The sequence below is a fragment of the Parapedobacter lycopersici genome, from assembly GCF_040395035.1.
Lineage (GTDB): Bacteria > Bacteroidota > Bacteroidia > Sphingobacteriales > Sphingobacteriaceae > Parapedobacter > Parapedobacter lycopersici_A.
Map to the genome: position 1 here is coordinate 1 of NZ_JBEBRB010000052.1, position 17,880 is coordinate 17,880.

General features: G+C 52.7%; 10 protein-coding genes. All 10 read right to left on the reverse strand.

Annotation, left to right across the window (positions count from 1 at the left end; genetic code table 11):
- On the reverse strand, positions 1-487 hold a 487-nt coding region (locus tag ABWO75_RS10315), incomplete at its 3' end, for a 2-dehydro-3-deoxygalactonokinase (protein ID WP_353185223.1).
- Between the two features lie 163 nt (positions 488-650).
- Positions 651-2,015, reverse strand: a complete 1,365-nt coding sequence (locus ABWO75_RS10320) for an enolase C-terminal domain-like protein (RefSeq protein ID WP_353185225.1) — start codon at positions 2,013-2,015, stop codon at positions 651-653.
- Positions 2,016-2,047: 32 nt separating this feature from the next.
- Positions 2,048-3,589: a SusD/RagB family nutrient-binding outer membrane lipoprotein gene (locus tag ABWO75_RS10325; RefSeq protein WP_353185227.1), complete on the reverse strand. Its 1,542-nt coding sequence runs from the start codon at positions 3,587-3,589 to the stop codon at positions 2,048-2,050.
- A 31-nt stretch (positions 3,590-3,620) separates the two neighbouring features.
- A complete protein-coding gene (locus tag ABWO75_RS10330) occupies positions 3,621-6,806 on the reverse strand; it encodes a SusC/RagA family TonB-linked outer membrane protein (protein ID WP_353185229.1) in 3,186 nt (1,061 codons plus the stop codon).
- A gap of 94 nt (positions 6,807-6,900) precedes the next feature.
- Positions 6,901-8,166 (reverse strand): galactonate dehydratase, encoded by a 1,266-nt coding sequence (gene dgoD / locus ABWO75_RS10335; RefSeq protein ID WP_502922400.1) that lies wholly within the window; start codon positions 8,164-8,166, stop codon positions 6,901-6,903.
- 53 nt (positions 8,167-8,219) lie between these two features.
- Complete coding sequence (locus ABWO75_RS10340; RefSeq protein WP_353185231.1) at positions 8,220-9,524, reverse strand: MFS transporter; 1,305 nt, start codon at positions 9,522-9,524, stop codon at positions 8,220-8,222.
- 35 nt (positions 9,525-9,559) lie between these two features.
- Positions 9,560-11,749: an outer membrane protein assembly factor BamB family protein gene (locus ABWO75_RS10345; RefSeq protein WP_353185233.1), complete on the reverse strand. Its 2,190-nt coding sequence runs from the start codon at positions 11,747-11,749 to the stop codon at positions 9,560-9,562.
- A 67-nt stretch (positions 11,750-11,816) separates the two neighbouring features.
- Positions 11,817-13,280, reverse strand: a complete 1,464-nt coding sequence (locus ABWO75_RS10350) for a RagB/SusD family nutrient uptake outer membrane protein (protein ID WP_353185235.1) — start codon at positions 13,278-13,280, stop codon at positions 11,817-11,819.
- Between the two features lie 23 nt (positions 13,281-13,303).
- A complete protein-coding gene (locus ABWO75_RS10355) occupies positions 13,304-16,360 on the reverse strand; it encodes a SusC/RagA family TonB-linked outer membrane protein (protein ID WP_353185237.1) in 3,057 nt (1,018 codons plus the stop codon).
- A gap of 36 nt (positions 16,361-16,396) precedes the next feature.
- A complete protein-coding gene (locus tag ABWO75_RS10360; protein ID WP_353185239.1) occupies positions 16,397-17,662 on the reverse strand; it encodes a mandelate racemase/muconate lactonizing enzyme family protein in 1,266 nt (421 codons plus the stop codon).
- Between the last annotated feature and the right edge of the window lie 218 nt (positions 17,663-17,880).

The window sequence follows — 17,880 nt, forward strand, 5'->3', positions numbered from 1 at the left end:
ACTGCGGGGCATCCAATTCGCCCATTACAGCCAATCCGATGACTTCGATCTCTTCCCCGCGGATCACATCATCATCGCTCTTTACACCCGAAATCAGGTAAACGTCATGTGTAAATCCGGGTGTAGCGGCCAGGTACTCGGCAGAAATATCCTTACCCGCTGTTGAAAACGGGAGTTGCGCATAAGGAATTTCGCGCAATCCGATCGAAGACGAAGCCATGCCGGAAATAACCATTGGTATCGTGTCGACAGCAAAACCAACCTGCTGCTGTACTGCAGCAATGCAGCTGCTTAATGCCCCAAGCAGGTACTCCTGTCGCGTTTCTCCTCCGGATTTACGGGTCGACCAGGTGGCAAATAAACGCCCGATCCCCTCGTCTGTGTGTGTCTGGCCGACAACCTGTAATGTTTTCCGATCGATCAGACGCAGACGCAATGATGATGTTCCCCAATCGCAGCAAAAAATATAATTTGGTATCTGGTGCATTATATGATAAAGAAGAATTAATACTGTTCGATAAGCTGAATACGATTTTCATTGCGCCAGCTTAATGGATTAAGCCTGCGAAAATACAAATTATCATCAACTTGCGTATGCCTAATTAGAAACACCCGGTACCACACCACGATGGGTACCGGGTGCACCTGTATTACGGACGGATGATGGTCCCGTCGCGTTTCCGCACCTGCCAGTTTCCGGGCTTAAAATGTGCCGGATACCTGGCGGCCGCTTTTTCATCGATATCAACCCCGAGTCCGGGCGCCTCATTGACGTACATATATCCGTTTTTAATCGTCGGGCTACCCGGAAATACTTCCAGCATAGCTTCGTTAAAGCTCACGGATTCCTGGATACCGAAGTTCCAAATCGCGAAATCAATATGGGCATGTGCCGCGTGTCCCACAGGGGAAACATCGGGTGGTCCGTGCCAGGCTGTCCTGACATTAAACCATTCGCCCAGCCGTGCGATTTTCATTGCCGGGGTAATGCCACCCACCTGGGATACGTGTACGCGGATGTAATCAAACAGCTGTTCAACCATGGGCTGCCTCCATTCATGCGGACTATTAAACAGCTCTCCCATAGCAATAGGGACCGTCGTGCTCATCCGAAGCTGTTTAAACCATGCTATATTTTCCGGAGAGAACGGATCTTCAATAAAGAAAGGCCGGTATTCCTCCAGTTTCCGGATCATGTTGATGGCATCCATGGGCTCCACACGTTCATGGATATCATGCAGCAGCTCCACCTCGTCCCCGCACCTTTTCCGTACCGCTTCAAACATCTTAGGCACAGATTCGAGGTAGACGCGCTGATTCATGTATGCATCCTTCTCCCCGCCAAATCCGGCAACCCGGAAATCCGGTTCCTCCGCCAGGTTCAATGCACCATATCCACCCTGCTGGATCCGCACATGCCGGAAACCCAGGTCCATAAACCGCTGTACATCGTCGGCAATTTCCTCCGGTGTCCGACCGTTGCCGTGCGCATAACAATCGATGGCAAACCGCGCCTTTCCACCCAGCAACTGGTATACAGGCATTCCCGCACGCTTCCCTTTGATATCCCATAGCGCCTGGTCGAGACCGCTCAGCGCATTATTCAATACCGGACCGTTACGCCAGTACGAACTGACATAGGCGGACTGCCAGATGTCTTCGATGTTATCTACATCCTTTCCAACACAGAAATCATGTAAATATTCATTAATCGCCGTAACGACGGTAGCCGCGCGCTGCGTGAAGGTGGCGCAGCCAAGCCCATATAGTCCAGGCTCACTGGTTTCCACCTTCACGACAACGAGATTGGGGCCCTGCGGCGCGGTAGCAATTGCTTTGACACTCCTGATCGTCACTTTCGAGGTGGCACGTGCATAGGAAGGCGTGTCCCGCTCCTGCCCCATCGCGTTCGACCCGAAGCCGGCTAGCCCCATCAATCCCGTAGCAGAGCCGATACCCAGCAGCTTCATTGATTCACGCCGGCTCATCCCCTTGTTTGCTGTTTGTTGTTTCATCGCATTAAAAATTAGGTAACTGAATGATTTAATTATTCGACATCCCACCACACGCGGGTGCTTAGGTTATCCGGGCCCTGCCGGCCGATAGCTTCCGCTACATTCGACTGGTTAACAATAACTTCACTGTCCGGATAAGGCATCCGCCGGATGAATGCGCCCGGGGTTTCAGATGCCGGATACGGATTCGGTTCCAGCTCCGGATATCCGCTACGCCGGAAATTGGCAAAAGCTTCCGGTCCGTTCAGGAAAGACGAAACCCAGTATTGCGTATTGATCTGTTCAAATGCATTTGCGGCATCAAATGGATGGCCCGTCAGGTATCCCGAAATCGCTGCCTCTTCAACAACGGCACCCGGCCCGTAATCGGCCATCTGTTCCATGTGCGCCCGTACACCGGTCGCGTAGTAAGTCGCCGGATCACCCGAAACCCACCCCCTTACCGCTGCTTCCGCAAGCAGCAGCTGGGTCTGTGAATAGGTAACGTGGTATTCCGGTGCGTCCACGCGGAAGATGGTGGTGAGGTTACCCTGTGAATAATCCCACAAGCTAGCCACTCCGTTTTCCTCCAGCGTAGTGTTAATGGAAACGTCGTCATAGCCCATTGGCATGCCCACCTGTACATCGGGATCGGTTGAGGCCCGTGACATCTCCTGATCCGGTCCGCCTTTGGCACCCACATAGCGGACGGCAATACCGGCCAGTCGGGGATCATCGGTCTCCTGGAGAAAGCTAACAAAAGGTTTCGCCAGGTAAAAATTGGTTTTTTCCCGCGCCGACAGGTACCAGGCCATGTAATTGTTATAAAGCGAGGTATGCCTGACCGTTGCATTATCGGCATTGGACTGCATGACGCCACCGGCTACCGCCTTTGTGACATACGTCTGGGCCGTACCCGGATCGGCTTTGCTCAGGCGCATGGCCGCCCGGAGCATCAGGGAATAACCCAGCCGTTTCCATTGCGTGATATCGCCCCCGTACAGAATCTCCGTATTGAATGTCGGCTTTCCCGGATCCAGCGACGCCGCGGCCTCTTCCAGTTCCTTCAGGATGTCGGTGTAAATCGCCTGCTGTGCGTCGTACTTCGGCGTAATCAATTCTTCAAGGTACCCCTTTCCGGCTTCAAAATATGGAATATCACCGTACGAGTCGGTCAGGATCATGAATGCATACGCCTTCCATATCCGGGCGGCATTATACAGGTTCGACTGATTTTCATCGCCCTGGGTGCGGTTTACCACATCCACTAACTGCTTCAGGACATTCCGGTAAAAATTAACCCAGAGCCGATTGGTATTTGCCGTATTGTTCTGGTTGTAATTTGCACCGGCCAGTGAGCTGCCATAGGGCGTGATGATCTGCTGCACAATACCGAAGTGATAGGTAAGCATGCCCAGTGTCGCGGTTCCATCGCGGTAATTGGCATCAAGGATTGCCTGGTTCAGCAGCAATGGCGCATCCAGGCTCGTGGGATCGACTTTATTGGTATTAATATCGTCAAACCCCGCTTCACAGCCCGAAAATGCAATCAGGCCGGTGAAGCAGATTAAACTGATGATCTTGTTCGCTTTCATAATAAGCTGTTTTATAAGTCAGGAATCAGGACTACAACTTCAGGCTGAGGTTAAATCCAAAGCTTCTGGTAAGCGGCAGGCTGGGCCAGAAATCCAGGCCCACAGCATTATCGGAATTGCTGCTTACCATTTCCGGATGCATATTATCCGTCCATTTCTTGATGGTCAGGACGTTGTTGGATACCGCGCTCAGTGTTAAGCCCTTTACAAAGAAATTGCTCGGCAGCAGCTTGCTGAAATCATAGCTTAATGTTACCTGCCGCAGGTTCCAGTAGCCGCCGTTGAATACCAGGTCTTCATATATCCCCAGCACATTGGTACTTTCGTAGAACGGCTGCAATGCCGACTGCGTTTCGTTTATTCCGCCATCGGGGTTCACCCCTTCGCCGATCACATAGCCTTCTTCCCGCCCCCCAAGGGTCACTTTGTGCAACCCGTGCCGGATGTAGTTCATGTTAGACCCGGCGATCATTTTGTTTCCGAGTTTAAAGTCGATCAACGTCGAAAGCGATATTCCCTTGTAATTGAACGTATTGGTAATTCCGCCAAAATACTTCGGAAGCGCACTGCCGACATTGATCGGATCGGGATCCCGCATCGGACGGCCGCTATTCTCGTCGAACACCTTTCTCCCCTGCTCGTCACGCAGGTAGCCAAACACATACAATTGACTGAGCGGCTTTCCCACCACCTGCCGGAGTGTACTGCCGCCGCTGCCACCCACGGTGATCATCGTGTCGGCCGGAGTAAGGCCAAGGGACAGTACTTCGGACGTATTGAAAGATGCATTGAATGCGATATCCCAGCGGAAGGCATCGGTCTGGACCGGCGTACCCGAAATCAGGAACTCCACCCCCTGGTTCATGCTTTTACCCACATTGATCAACCGCGTGGTATAAGACGAAGCGTCCGACACCTGAGCGGCGAGGATCTGGTCTTCCGTGATCTTCCGGTAGTAGGTCAGGTCCAGTCCGATATTGTTGAATAGCCGCAGTTCGATACCGGCCTCTGCCTCCGTAACCCGCAGCGGGCGCAGGTTGGCATTGGGAATTGTTCCGGTATTGATTTGTCCCACAGGCACCTGCTGGCCCGACGGTGTCGGTATTAAATTATTGTTCACGCTGTAGTACAGCGCGTTGGAATAGGGCGCCACGTTATCTGCACCCACCTGGGCAAATGCAGCGCGCAGTTTCCCAAAGCTGATCCAATCGGGCATCTGCCATACCTCCGAGAACAGAAAGCTACCGGTAACCGAAGGGTAAAGGATGCTCCGGCTCCCCGGCGCCAGCGTAGAAAACCAGTCGTTACGCGCCGTGGCATTGATATACAGGTATTCGCGGAAGGCGATGGTCGCGGCCCCATATAACGAGTTGACTTTCTTCTCCGAAATACTGTAAAACGGATCCTTCACCCGGCCATTCATAATCGTATATAAGTTAGGCTGAATGAAATCCGTAACCGTTACGCTGTTGTAATCCATCCGCTCAAACCGCTGGTTACCGCCAACGGTAAGGTCAATATTGAAATCACCGAACGTGCGGTTTGCCCCGACCAGGAAATCGAAGTTCTGCTCCCTGAACCGCCGCGTATCCTGCGTATAGGCGCCATTCACAAAACCCACCGGTGCTTCGGCAATGGGTGCATAGCCATTCGGAATGTTGTAGTCCTGGTCGCGGCTATAAAAATCCTGCGCGATGCGGCCCTGCACATACAGCCAGTCCGCAAACTGGTACTTGAGCAGGATGTTGCCAAAAAGACGGTCGCGTTTGATGTTCTCAAAATGCTGGTTTACCGAATAGTAAGGGTTATTCCTTACCAGAAAGCGCGAAAAGACAAATTCGTCGCCGTTGGGCATCAGTTGGTTCTGCTCCAGTGCCTCGAAGGGCATCGAATTGGCCAGGGTGTTGATCACCGTAGCCGTTGCGAAATCCTGGGTGTTGGTCTGCGGCGGGTTACGGTTCTGCTCGTTCGAATAATTGATATTCCCCTGTACCGTCAGTTTCTTGTTCCGCGAGATGGTCTGGATAAATCCCAGGTTAACCGTTTTCCGGTTAAATTCGGAATTGGGAACAATACCCCGGTTATCCGTGTTTGACAGCGAAAGATTGAATCCGCCGTTATCCCCGTTGTTGGAGAGCGTAATGGTATTGGTCAGGTTTTTCCCGGTATTATAGAACCTGCGTATCCGGTTTCTTACGGGTTCATAAGGCCATTCTTCTCCGTCAAACAGGATCTGCGTCATCCCCGGTTCAAATTTTTCACCGAAACTCCACACCCCTGATGTGGGGAACGGGGATGTAGGGCGCACGCCGCCTTCTCCCTGACCGTATTCGTACTGAAAATCCGTAAAATCCAGGGGTGTTTCGGCCGTGAAGTTGACATTATACTGAAGGCCCAAACCCTGTCCTTCCCCCCGGTTCTTGGTCGTGATCATCACCACCCCATCCTTTGCCCGCGAGCCATACAATGCGGCTGCCGTCGCTCCCTTTAACACGGTCAGCGATTCAATATCATCCGGATTAATGCTCGATAACCCATCACCACCATCCGAATTATTGGCCGCCCGGTTGCCGAAATCCCCGCCGATGCCATAGTTCTGGTTATTGATTGGTACACCATCCACAACAATTAACGGGCTGTTCTGGCCACTGAAAGAAGACTGGCCGCGGATCCGGATTTTACTGGTTCCGCCCGGACCGGTAGACATGCTTGAAATATTCACCCCCGATACCTTTCCCTGCAACGATCCCACCAGGTTGGAGGTCCGGTTAACGCTCAGGTCCTCGCCGCCCACGGTTGCCGTGGAATAGCCAAGCGACCGCGCCTCGCGCTTGATACCAAGCGCCGTTACCACCACTTCGCCGAGCTGCCGCTCATCCCGTTGCAACTGTACATTGTAGGTGGTTCGGCCGGATTCCAGCTGAACCTCCTGTGCCACAAAACTCACTGACGTAAATACCAGTACACCCGTGGTTGGTACATTGCGCAGGGCATACTGCCCGTTGTCATTGGTAACCGTCGACGTTTCCGCGCCCTTGACCCGGACCGTAACACCCGAAAGCAGCGTGCCTTCGGCATCCGTAACCGTGCCATTGATCTCCTCCTGAACCCAATAATCCCCTTTTTCCGGTGCTGGATTACCCGGCAATGCCAAGCTGGCCAGCGGACATAGATTCATTATCAGAAACCAATAAAAAAGCGATTTTTTTGTTTTCATGATAAAAGGTTTTTAAATGAATAATAGGTTAGTAATATTTGGTTTAATCGATTAAACAAAGGGATAAAAAGCCCCATGCAATCGTGTCGGTCGGTTACCAATCGACTACCGAGCCGTCCAATGCATTATAGGATTCCGGATTCCGCCAGTCGTGTCCGATTTTGTCGGCCAGCTGGTCTTCATCGAGTTCAATGCCGAGACCCGGGCCCCGTGGTATGAGTACGGTACCGTCCTTTTGCAGCTGAAAGGGGTTTTTCAGGTAGCCCTCCCCAAGGGAAACCTGCTCCTGTACCAAGAAATTAGGCACACTGGCTGCCAGGTGAAGCCCAACCGCAAGCGAAATAGGTCCCATCGGGTTGTGCGGGGCAATAGGCACGTAATAGGCCTCCGCCATTCCGGCAATGATCCGTCCTTCCGTGATTCCACCTGCATGGCAAAGATCGGGCTGGATGATGCTGGCTGCCCCCTTTTCCAGTACTTCACGAAATCCCCATTTCGTATAGACCCGCTCGCCGGTAGCAATCGGAATATGGGTGCTCCGGGCAATCTCTGCCAATACGTCCAAGTTCTGCGCCTGGCAGGGTTCTTCGATGAAATAAGGCTGATAAGGTTCCATTTCCTTAATGAGCAGTTTGGATGTCTGCGGCGGGATGCTGCCATGAAAGTCAATTGCAATATCCATGTCGTCTCCGCCCGCGTCCCGAAGCGATGCAAAATTATCGATTGCATGCTTCACGAATTTGGGGTTTTCCACAAAATCAGCCGGATGCTCCTTCGCTACACCCGTCTTGATGACGGTATACCCCTCCGCTTTGCGCTGCTTCATCTGTTCGGCATTGGACGCCCGTCCATAAATCCGTACGCGGTCGCGCGTGGGACCGCCGAGCAGTTCCCATACCGGCACATTCAGCAGCTTTCCCTTGATATCCCACAGCGCGTGGTCAATTCCACTGAGCGCACTGGTCAGGATCGGGCCGCCACGGTAAAAAGCATGCCGGTAAATGGCTTGCCAGTGGTGTACAATATTCCGTGGGTCCTTACCAACCAAATACGGTTCAATTTCCTTAATGGCGGTCTGGATGGTCAGTGCCCTTCCCTCCAGCAGTGGTTCACCCAGGCCCACCACGCCTACGTCGGTGTGAATCTTCAGGAAGATCCACCGCGGCTTAACGAGGAATGTTTCCAGCTTCGTGATCTTTACTTCCCCGTTTCCTTTGATCTGTCCGGCCATTGGCCTGCCTTTCCCATCCTGCATGGCATAGACCGATTGCGGAAGAGACAGGGCGGTTGCGCCCGCCACACCAAGCACCGACTGGATGGCAGCCCTTCTCGACATACCAGGTTTTCTTTTTGCTGTCATAATTTGTTACATTTTAGTTAACTGATTTAATTGGTTAATTTGTTTGCTATATATCACTGACTCACAATATCTTCCAATTTCACACGCTTGGGGTTTCGCGTCAGCAGGTGGATGATCGCAAACGTAATCAGATACGTAAATCCGCACACGGTAAATAAAATGTTGTAGCCGGCCGTAATGTTGCCAAGTCCTTCATAGTAGTCCAGGAGCGTGCCCACCAGCATCGGAAACAAGATTCCGCCAACGGCTCCTGCCATTCCGCCGATCCCGACAACCGAGCTGACGGCCTGTGTGGGGAATAGATCGGACGCGATAGTAAATACATTCGTAGCCCATGCCTGGTGGATAGCAACCGCCAAACTGATGAGCGCCACTACCATCCACATGTTCGATGCAAACTGCACCAAAATGATGGAGATCTCGCAAAGCGCAAATACCAGCAATACCGTTTTCCGGGCTTTGAGTGTTGGCCATCCCCTTTTGATCAGCAGCGACGACAAATAACCGCCACCGATACTGCCCACGGTGGTCGAAGTATAAATAATCATCAGCTCCAGGCTCGGTTTGGTCAGGTCGAGGTTAAAAGTACTCGAAAAATAGGCCGGTAGCCAGAACAGGAAAAACCAGAAGATCGGATCGATAAATGCCTTTCCCACAACGAATGCCCATGTTTGCGGAAAAGAAAAAAGCTTAACCCATTTAATCGATACTTTCTCCAGTACCTCCCCCTCCTCCTGTCCCGTGCGGATGAGCTCACGTTCCTCATCGGTGGTCCATTTATTTTTATCCGGGGCACTGTACATAAAATGCCAGAAGATCATCCAGATAAATCCCAGGGCACCGGTAATCAAAAACACTTCATGCCACCCGTAATGACTTAATATCCAAGGAACAAGCAGTAATGCAACAACGACACCAATACTGGTACCCGAATTAAAAATACCCGTGGCCAGCGCCTTTTCCTTTTTCGGAAACCATTCCGACACGGCCTTTACCCCCGCCGGAAAATTACCGGCCTCGCCGAGGCCAAGTCCCAAACGCGCAATACCAAAACCCCAGGCACTCCTGGCGACGGCATGCAACATGCCCGCCAGGCTCCAGATGCCGACGATGATGGAGTATCCCTTTTTGGTGCCGACCTTATCGACAAACCACCCGAAGAAAAGCAGGCCGATGGCGTAGGCTGCGGTAAATGCCATCACAATGTAGGCAAAGTCGGTTTCGGACCAGTCAAACTCGGCTTCCAAAATAGGCTTTAACAGTCCGATAATCTGACGGTCGAGGTAATTGATGGTCGTGGCCACAAACAACAGCACCAGGATGTACCAACGGTAATTTTTAATCTTAGCAGTAATCATATTTCCTTTCTTATCTAGTTTTTTGTTAAATGCAATTATGGAAGGGCGAACGCCACGTAAGTCCCTCCGGATTTCAGCCCGTATCGCGCACCGCCCGCAGCGATGGCAACGTATTGTTTACCGTCAATCATATACGTAATGGGCGTAGCAAAACCACCCGCCGGCAGCTTATGCTCCCACAAAATTTCACCGGTATCGCGGTCAAACGCCCGTATTTTTTCGTCATAGGTTGCAGCAATAAAAACCAGTCCGCCAGCCGTCACCACCGGACCGCCGTGGTTCTCGGTGCCCGTCGGCGGAATACCCTGTGCGCTTAATTCGGGATATTCGCCCAATGGCACCTGCCACAGGTATTCGCCGGTATTCATATCAATGGCATTGAGCAGCCCCCAGGGCGGCTTAATCGCCGGATAATTCTCCTGATCGCGGAACTGGATATTCCCATTATTTAAATAGGGCGGAATATACGGAAAATCGGCTCCCGTGTTCGTAAGATCTGCCGGTCCGGCATGAAAATCACGTTCTGCATCCGGTTTGTTCCCCTGCAGCAGGTAATCGATGATGGCCTCGCGTTCCTGCCGTTCCAGGTGCTGGAAGGACGGCATACGTCCGCTGCCGCTTTCTACCAGCGAGGTAATCTGTTTCCGCGTGAGGCGATCGCCGACGTTCCACAGGTTAGGAATGGCCTGAGCAGCAGTACTACCTGCACCTTCTTTTGAAATCGCATGGCAGGACGCACAGTTGGTATTAAACAGTGCCTGCCCAGTCGACCGGGCCGCCGCTGTCTGGCCGTAATTCGGGTTCTCGCGCATTTGCAGCCACCAAAGCATGTTGTTGGAGTTCTGATACAGGATGCCGTCGGGAGTCGCCGCATTGCCGCCCCATTCCGCGCCTCCGCCGAATGCAAAAAACAACGAACCTTCCAGACTGGGATTGGTATAGCGGCCTTCGTACCGGCTGTTCCTGAACCGGTCGAGCACATAGGCACGGGCTTCGGGTGTCCGATTGGTCAGGCTGTCTTCTGTAAGCACCTGCATGGCAAAAGGCCGTGGCTTCGTGGGTCGTGGCTGTGTAGGCCACGGGTGTTCGCCGGGCAGGGCATAGGTTCCCTGTACAGGTACCTCCTCTACCGGAAACAACGGTTCGCCGGTTTCCCTATCGAACAGGAATACATAGCCATCCTTGGTTGCCTGGGCAACCGCATCAATTTTACGGCCGTTATGGGTAACGGTCATCAGGTTTGGCGGTGTAGGAATATCCAGGTCCCACAGGTCGTGATGAACGGTCTGGAAATGCCATATCCGCTTTCCGGTCCCGGCATCCAGTGCCAGTACCGAATTTGCAAACAGGTTCTGCCCTTCGCGGTCGCCGCCATAAAAATCGACGGAAGGTGATCCGGTGCCGGCATACACTATGCCCCGTTGTTCATCCACCACCAGGCCGGCCCAGTTATTGGCACCGCCCATTTTCTTGTACGCGCCGGGTGACCAGGATTCGTATCCTTCTTCACCCGGCAATGGAATGGTCCGGAAGGTCCATGCAAGTTCGCCCGTCCGGATATTGAACGCCCGGATATATCCCGGCGCGGCATCGCCGCCTTCGGATACCCGTGATCCGATAATAAGCAGATCACGGTAGACTACCCCCGGTGTGGTTAAATCCACGAGCAGTTTGGACACATCGCGTCCGATCGAGTCGAGGTCGCCCAGTCCCTGGTACAGACTCGTTCCACCGTTGTCGCCAAAACCGGTCACCTTTTTGCCCGTTGTCGCATCAATTGCATACAATACGGGGCCCACGCCATATAAAATCCGTTTGTCATCGCCATCTTCCCAGTACGCAACTCCCCGGATCGGGTGGAATACCGGCTTTTTATCCGACTGGCCAAACGGATCAAATTTCCACAATTCCTTTCCCGTAACGCCATCCACGGCAAACAGCTTCATGGTGGCTGTCGTTCCATAAAAAACACCATTCACCACAATCGGCTGGCATTCCACCATCCGCGTCCATCCGGTGGTACCGTCGTTGTCGCCGGAATCATAAATCCACGCTACCTGAAGGGAATCGACATTAGTTTTATTAATCTGTGTTAAGTCGGCATATCGATTGCCGGCCTTGTTCCCGCCGTACGCGGGCCAATCCCTGTTTAAAGGGTCAATGGCTGACTGACAGGCGGCAAATAACAGGGTAACGGCTAATACAGAAAGCGTATGCAATTTCATCTGATATCAAAAAAAGCGCCAGGCGGGGGATAACCGGGTTATCCCCCGCCTGGCGTCCAAATTTAAATTATAGATTCGGGTTGGCTGATGTCTCCGAAAAAGGTAACGGGAAAACGTAGTTTTCTTCTGTGAGTTCGCCAATCGGCTGCAAGTCGTTAGCATCTTTATTGCTATTGGCTTCCGCTACCAGCTCGAGGCGCACGAGGTCGAACCACCGGGTGCGTTCCGCAGCAAATTCCCATGCGCGTTCCTGCACCACCGCATCCGCAAACTCCGGACCCGACATGTTTTCAAAAAGATCAAGTTCAGCCCGTTGCCTGATGGCATTGATGCACGCATATGCCAGCTCATCCGGCGTACCGGTGGCACGCGCCTGGGCCTCTGCATAAATGGTCAGCACATGCGCGTAGCGCATCATGGATTCCGGTATCTGTGACGCCCAGTTCTTTACTTCGTTTTTCTGGTAATACTTATAGTAATAGGGGTGCTGTGTCTGGCTGTCTTCCCAGGATATGGTACTGCCATCGCCTTTTACGAATGTGGTCCGGAACGTCGCATCTTTGCGCGGGCCTTCGGGGAAATCACGGAAGAAGTTCAGCTCCGCAAAAAAGTCGTCCCATCCCCCCTCTTCACCCGGCATGGCCGAGAATCCGTAATTCGCATTGTTCGTAGAGCCGACACCCATAAAGGTGGAAATCTGGAAAACCGATTCGTCTGTTCCGTTCTTTTCCGGATCGTTTTCAAACAGTTCAGCGTAGGTATCCAACAGCCGGAAACCGTACAGGTCCTTATTTTCAATGACCTCACGGGCTTTCGCAGCCGCCAGGGCATACTTATCCGTCTGCTTGAGCGGCCAGCCTGCCATGGTTAAATAAACATCGGCCAGGTAGGCCTTCACCGTGCCCTTGTTTGGCCGTCCCGGATCACGCTTGGTATTGGGAACCAGCTCTTCAGCCTTTTGCAGGTCGCCGACAATGAGGTTATACACTTCTTCCGGACCACTTTTCTCGATAGCCAACAGGTCTTCCGAAAACTCCGCCTGTTGAATGAGTGGAATATCCTTATATAACCGGACAAGCCAGTAGTAGGAAACCGCGCGGATGAAATACGCTTCACCGACAATTGCATCGATGGTTGCCGCATCACCCTGGGTGTTCGGGTAGTTGGCAATGATGTTATTTGCACCCTGAATCGCTTTATAGCATCCGTTGTACAGTGCCTGCGTGCGCTGGTTGGTAGCCGGCACGGCGAATTGGTCAAATTCCCGGAAATCCGCTTTGTTACTCGCTTTATGGGTTGTCACATCGTCGCCTCCCATGGTAGCAGCAATGGCCGTGGCATGGATAAACCCATAGCCCCAGGTGTTTGCCCAGCCCTTATATGCACCGGTCAGCGCAGCTTCCAGTCCCTCCTGGCTTTCCAGCGCCTGGGCGCCCAGCAATGCACCCCGGATATCTTCATCCAAATAGTTCTTGCATCCAGCCGCCATGATCACGGCAGCGCCCAATGCCCATATTAAATTTCTTTTCATGATTTTAATTCCTTTCATGATCGTTAAAAACTTAAGTTAACGCCAGCCGTATAGGTACGCGAGTTGGGATATGCCCCGTAATCAATACCCTGTGCCGTATCCGTACCGGAACCGATATTGCTGGATTCCGGATCGATGCCCTTATAATCGGTAATGGTAAACAAGTTGGTTCCGCTGACAAAAACGGAAATACCCAGCTTATTCAGCGTCGGCAGTTTATAGGATAGACTCAGGTTTTTCAACCGGATGTAGCTGCCGTCCTCAATGAACCGGCTGGATTGGGTGTAAACGACATTAGTTGCGCTGAACGCCGGAATATCCGAGGTTTCATTTACCCCCGGAATGTAACGGTCTTTGATCTCCGACAGGATATACTGCCGGGCATCCCCGCTTCCGGACATTGCCGCTGCGCGTGTATAATTAAGCTTGTCTATACCAAACACCCCCTGGAAGAATACATTCAGCGTAAATGATTTATAGGAAATGGTGTTATTCCAGCCCGCGGTGGTCGCAGGAATGCCCCGGCCGATCACCTGGAAGTCGTCCGTAGTAATCTCTCCGTCATCGTTGATATCCTCATACCTGGAGTCGCCCGGTTTTGCGTTAAATACGGCAGCGTCGGCTTCCTGTCCGGGCTTCCAGGTACCCAGGTATTTCAGTCCCCAGTACGAACCGAGCGAGTAGCCCGGAATCAACATAAATTCATTGGTAGTTGACATGCCCGCACCAACACCGGTGCCCTGACCGATGCGCGGAGCAATCCCGCCCAGGCTGACCACTTCGTTCGTGACCCGTGAAATGTTGAAGTTACTGGTCCAGTTCCAGTCGTCCGAGTCGAGAATGATACCACGCAGCGCCACTTCAAAGCCCTTGTTATGTACCTCACCGATGTTTTTGGTCAGGGATCCGCCACCCACGTATGCCGGGAGCGATTGATTCAACAACAGGTCGGTCGTATTTTTGTTAAAGTAGTCGGCTTCCAGCGCAAGGCGGCCTTGGAAAAAGCTCATTTCCAGCCCTATATCCACCTGTTCGGTTGTTTCCCACCGGAGGTTCGGATTCCCCGGGTTGCCCAGCATAATGCCGCTCGTAATACCTGAATTGTCGAACGCAACCGGTGCGTTGGTGTTGTAAGAGGACAACGTGGCGTACGGGTTAATGGCCTGGCTGCCGGTCTTTCCCCAGCTACCGCGCAGTTTCAGTGAGTGGAATACATTAAGGTCCCGGATAAATGTTTCCTCAGCCAGGTTGTAACCGATACCCACAGTGGGGAACGTACTGTATTTGTTGCCTTCGCCGAATTTGGAGGATCCATCGTGCCGTACGGCCACCGACAGCAGGTATTTATCGCGGAACGCATAATTCACCCGGCCGAGGTAAGACAGCAGGGTCCACTTGCTGAAACCAGTTCCCACAGCAAAGGAGTTGGCCAGCTGGAGGTTATAGTATTCCAATGACGGAAATTTCAGTCCATTGCCGGTGGACGAAAAATTATTGGTAACGAATTGCTGCGTTTCAAAAACAGCGACCGCATCCACACGGTGCGCTTCGTTGAATACGCGGTTATAGGACAACGATGCCGTGCCCTGCAACGTCCAGTCCTCGGCCGACGACCGCGAGGCGCTCGGATTGTTCCGGCTAACCACCGGACCGTTATAGGACTGGCTTTGCCGGTTCAGGTAATTCACGCCGTATTGCAGGTCGAGCGTCAATCCCTCCACCGGGAGGTGGTAATTCAGGCCACCGATCAGGTTAACGAAGTTTCCCTGGTTGAGGTTCGCGCGGTCGTACATCAGCGCAACCGGACTGACCATGACCGATCCGACGGGATCGGCGGTTGTAAATCCACCATCAGCATCATAGGCCGAGGTTGTCGGCGCCCACGACAACGCCTGCACCACCGGATTGCCGGTGCCGCTCAGCAGGTTCGTGTTGCTGTTTTCCGTGCGTGATCCCGTTGCATTCACCCGGATGCTGATATCATCCGTTAGGTTGGAACTGATATTGGAACGGAACATATACCTTTTAAAGCCGGAATTATTAATAATCCCGTCGTTGTTCAGGTAATTTCCGGATACCATGTAGGTGGTTTTCTCACCGCCGCCGGAAACCGTCAGCTGGTGCTGCTGACCCCAGGCCGGACGGAAAACGAGGTCCTGCCAGTCGGTTCCGCCACGTTGTTTGAAATCGGCCACCTCCTGGTCGGTAAAAATCCGGGATATCCCCATATCATCGGAGCGTGTATTAGCAATATCCGCGAACTCCCCGGCATTCAGCACGTCCCACCGGTTGATCAGGTAAGAACGGGAGCCCTGTGCCGAGTACGTTACGTTAAACCCGCTCCTTGTTCCCTTTTTTGTCGTTACGATCACCACCCCGTTTGCACCCCGGCTACCGTAGATCGCCGTGGACGCAGCGTCTTTCAATATCTGGATGCTTTCAATATCGTTCGGGTTGATGGTATTAAAATCAACACCCACGAAACCGTCCACCACATACAGCGGATTATTGTCTCCAAGTACCGAGTTCGCGCCGCGGATCCGGATCCGGGCATCGCTTCCCGGCGCACCGCTGGCGTTGGATACCTGCACACCGGTTGCCCGGCCCTGAAGTACCTGATCGACACGTGTCACCGGCTGTTCCTCAAATTCGGTAGGTGAGATGGAAGCCACCGAACCCGTCAGGTCGGTCCGCCGCTGGGTACCGTATCCCACAACCACCACTTCATCCAGTGCAGCAAGGTCGGTTTGCAGCTGTACGTTGATCGTGGATTGGGTACCTACCCTGATTTCCTGCGTACTGTATCCCACGTAGGAAAATACCAGCACGGCGTCCGCACCTGCCTGGAGGGTGTAATTTCCTTCCCCGTCGGTTACCGTGCCGGCACCGCTGCCCCTGACCTGTACACTAACGCCAGCCAGGGCGCTGCCGTCCGTGGCTGTCACCTGCCCCCGTACGGCATTTTGCTGACGGGCGAAAGACGGAACCGTAAAAAGTGCCAGTATCAGGCACCAACAAGCGAGCCGAATGCCTTGCAGCTCCAGCTTGTTTACTTGTAAACGTTCTGATTTCATAGTCATAATTGGTTGGTTTATTACTTGTGTTAAATTGGCGTATCACCAGTTGTGGATGGCACCATCCGGACTTTTAAGGTACGGATGCGGAAACGGTGTGTTTTCCGTAATCTCCATGACGAGATCTGCCTTTTTCGGATCAAAGGTAACTCCGAGCCCCGGTTCGGATTTTAAGTATAGCTTCCCTTCCCGGAAATCGATATAATCTTCATTGAAATAAGCCGGCCGTTCGGGTTCACCGCCCGCCAGTTCCATCATGCAGCGGGTCGGGCTGCTCGAACCCAGCACGTGTACCAATGCAGCCGTGGAAAGCGGTCCGGTAAAATGCGGGATCAGTCCCACATAATGCGTTTCGCAGATGGCTGCAATTTTCTTGTATTCGGTGATGCCGCCGGTGTTGGGGAGTGTCATCCGGCTGTAGTCAATCAGCCTTTTCTCAACCAGCTCATTGGTGTCCCAGCGGTCGCCGAACTGCTCGCCCACCGCAATCGGAACATTGGTCATCTGCCGGACCTGTTCATACACCCCGGGGTTCTCGGAGCGCACAATGTCCTCTACAAAGTAAGGCTGCAGTTCTTCAAATGCCTTGCAAATCTTAATGCCATCCGTCAGGTCGAACCGCGTGTGGAGATCGATCGCCCAATTGCCGTTGCCGCCAACCGCCTGATCAATCTGCCGGGCGTATTCGATGGTCTGGTTTACATGCGTATAAAAATCAAATGGATCCTTTCCGTTACCACCGGTCGGACCGATGCGGTAACACCGAAGTCCCGCAGCAATGCAATCGCGTGCCCGGTCGGCTTCGTTCGTGGCTTTGGAAGCGCGGAACCCCGTGGCATAACACTCCACGTAATCGCGCGTAGCCCCGCCCAGCAACTCATATACCGGCACGCCAAGTGCCTTCCCCTTAATGTCCCAAAGCGCCATCTCGATAGCACCCAGTCCATGCAATTTCTCCCGGCCCGGTGGGTAAAACATACCGCGGTACAGGTATTGCCAGATGTGTTCGATGCGGAAAGGATCCTCACCGATAATCATCTGTGCACACTGTTCCACCACATCCTTTGCCCCACCTTCCCCGATGCCGATGATGCCGGAGTCGGTCTCGATCTCCACGATACCCCGGGCTTGGTTAAACAGTGGCTTATTATATCCCGGTGCACTGTAATAGCGGATCTTCTTGATCTTGAAATCAGAATAAGCGGCCGAATGAGCTGCCGGAACGGCAAGCGCCCGGGAAAAAGCGGTACCCGCGACAAGCGCCGCCGAACCCACTACCGCCGATTTTAGGAAACCACGTCTTTGCATAGTTGAATTGTTATAAAGGTTTATAATAATTTAATCGATTAAGCGCTCTTGGCTTTACATTAATTAATCGATTAAGCAATCGTACTAAAAAGAAAAGAGCGCCCTCAATCCGTGTACTAATGAAAAATAATCTTATCTCGGTTTTGCTATTGGCAGCAATACTTAGCTAACAAATATAGTTTTAAAAATTTGGTTTGCAAACTTTTTGAAAAAAAATA

Excerpts from the sequence above, each read along its gene's own strand:
- ABWO75_RS10355 (WP_353185237.1), bottom strand. The coding sequence starts at position 16,360 with ATGACTATGAAATCAGAACGTTTACAAGTAAACAAGCTGGAGCTGCAA.
- ABWO75_RS10345 (WP_353185233.1), bottom strand. The coding sequence starts at position 11,749 with ATGAAATTGCATACGCTTTCTGTATTAGCCGTTACCCTGTTATTTGCC.
- dgoD (WP_502922400.1), bottom strand. The coding sequence starts at position 8,166 with ATGACAGCAAAAAGAAAACCTGGTATGTCGAGAAGGGCTGCCATCCAG.
- ABWO75_RS10360 (WP_353185239.1), bottom strand. The coding sequence starts at position 17,662 with ATGCAAAGACGTGGTTTCCTAAAATCGGCGGTAGTGGGTTCGGCGGCG.
- ABWO75_RS10340 (WP_353185231.1), bottom strand. The coding sequence starts at position 9,524 with ATGATTACTGCTAAGATTAAAAATTACCGTTGGTACATCCTGGTGCTG.
- ABWO75_RS10325 (WP_353185227.1), bottom strand. The coding sequence starts at position 3,589 with ATGAAAGCGAACAAGATCATCAGTTTAATCTGCTTCACCGGCCTGATT.
- ABWO75_RS10330 (WP_353185229.1), bottom strand. The coding sequence starts at position 6,806 with ATGAAAACAAAAAAATCGCTTTTTTATTGGTTTCTGATAATGAATCTA.
- ABWO75_RS10350 (WP_353185235.1), bottom strand. The coding sequence starts at position 13,280 with ATGAAAAGAAATTTAATATGGGCATTGGGCGCTGCCGTGATCATGGCG.
- ABWO75_RS10320 (WP_353185225.1), bottom strand. The coding sequence starts at position 2,015 with ATGAAACAACAAACAGCAAACAAGGGGATGAGCCGGCGTGAATCAATG.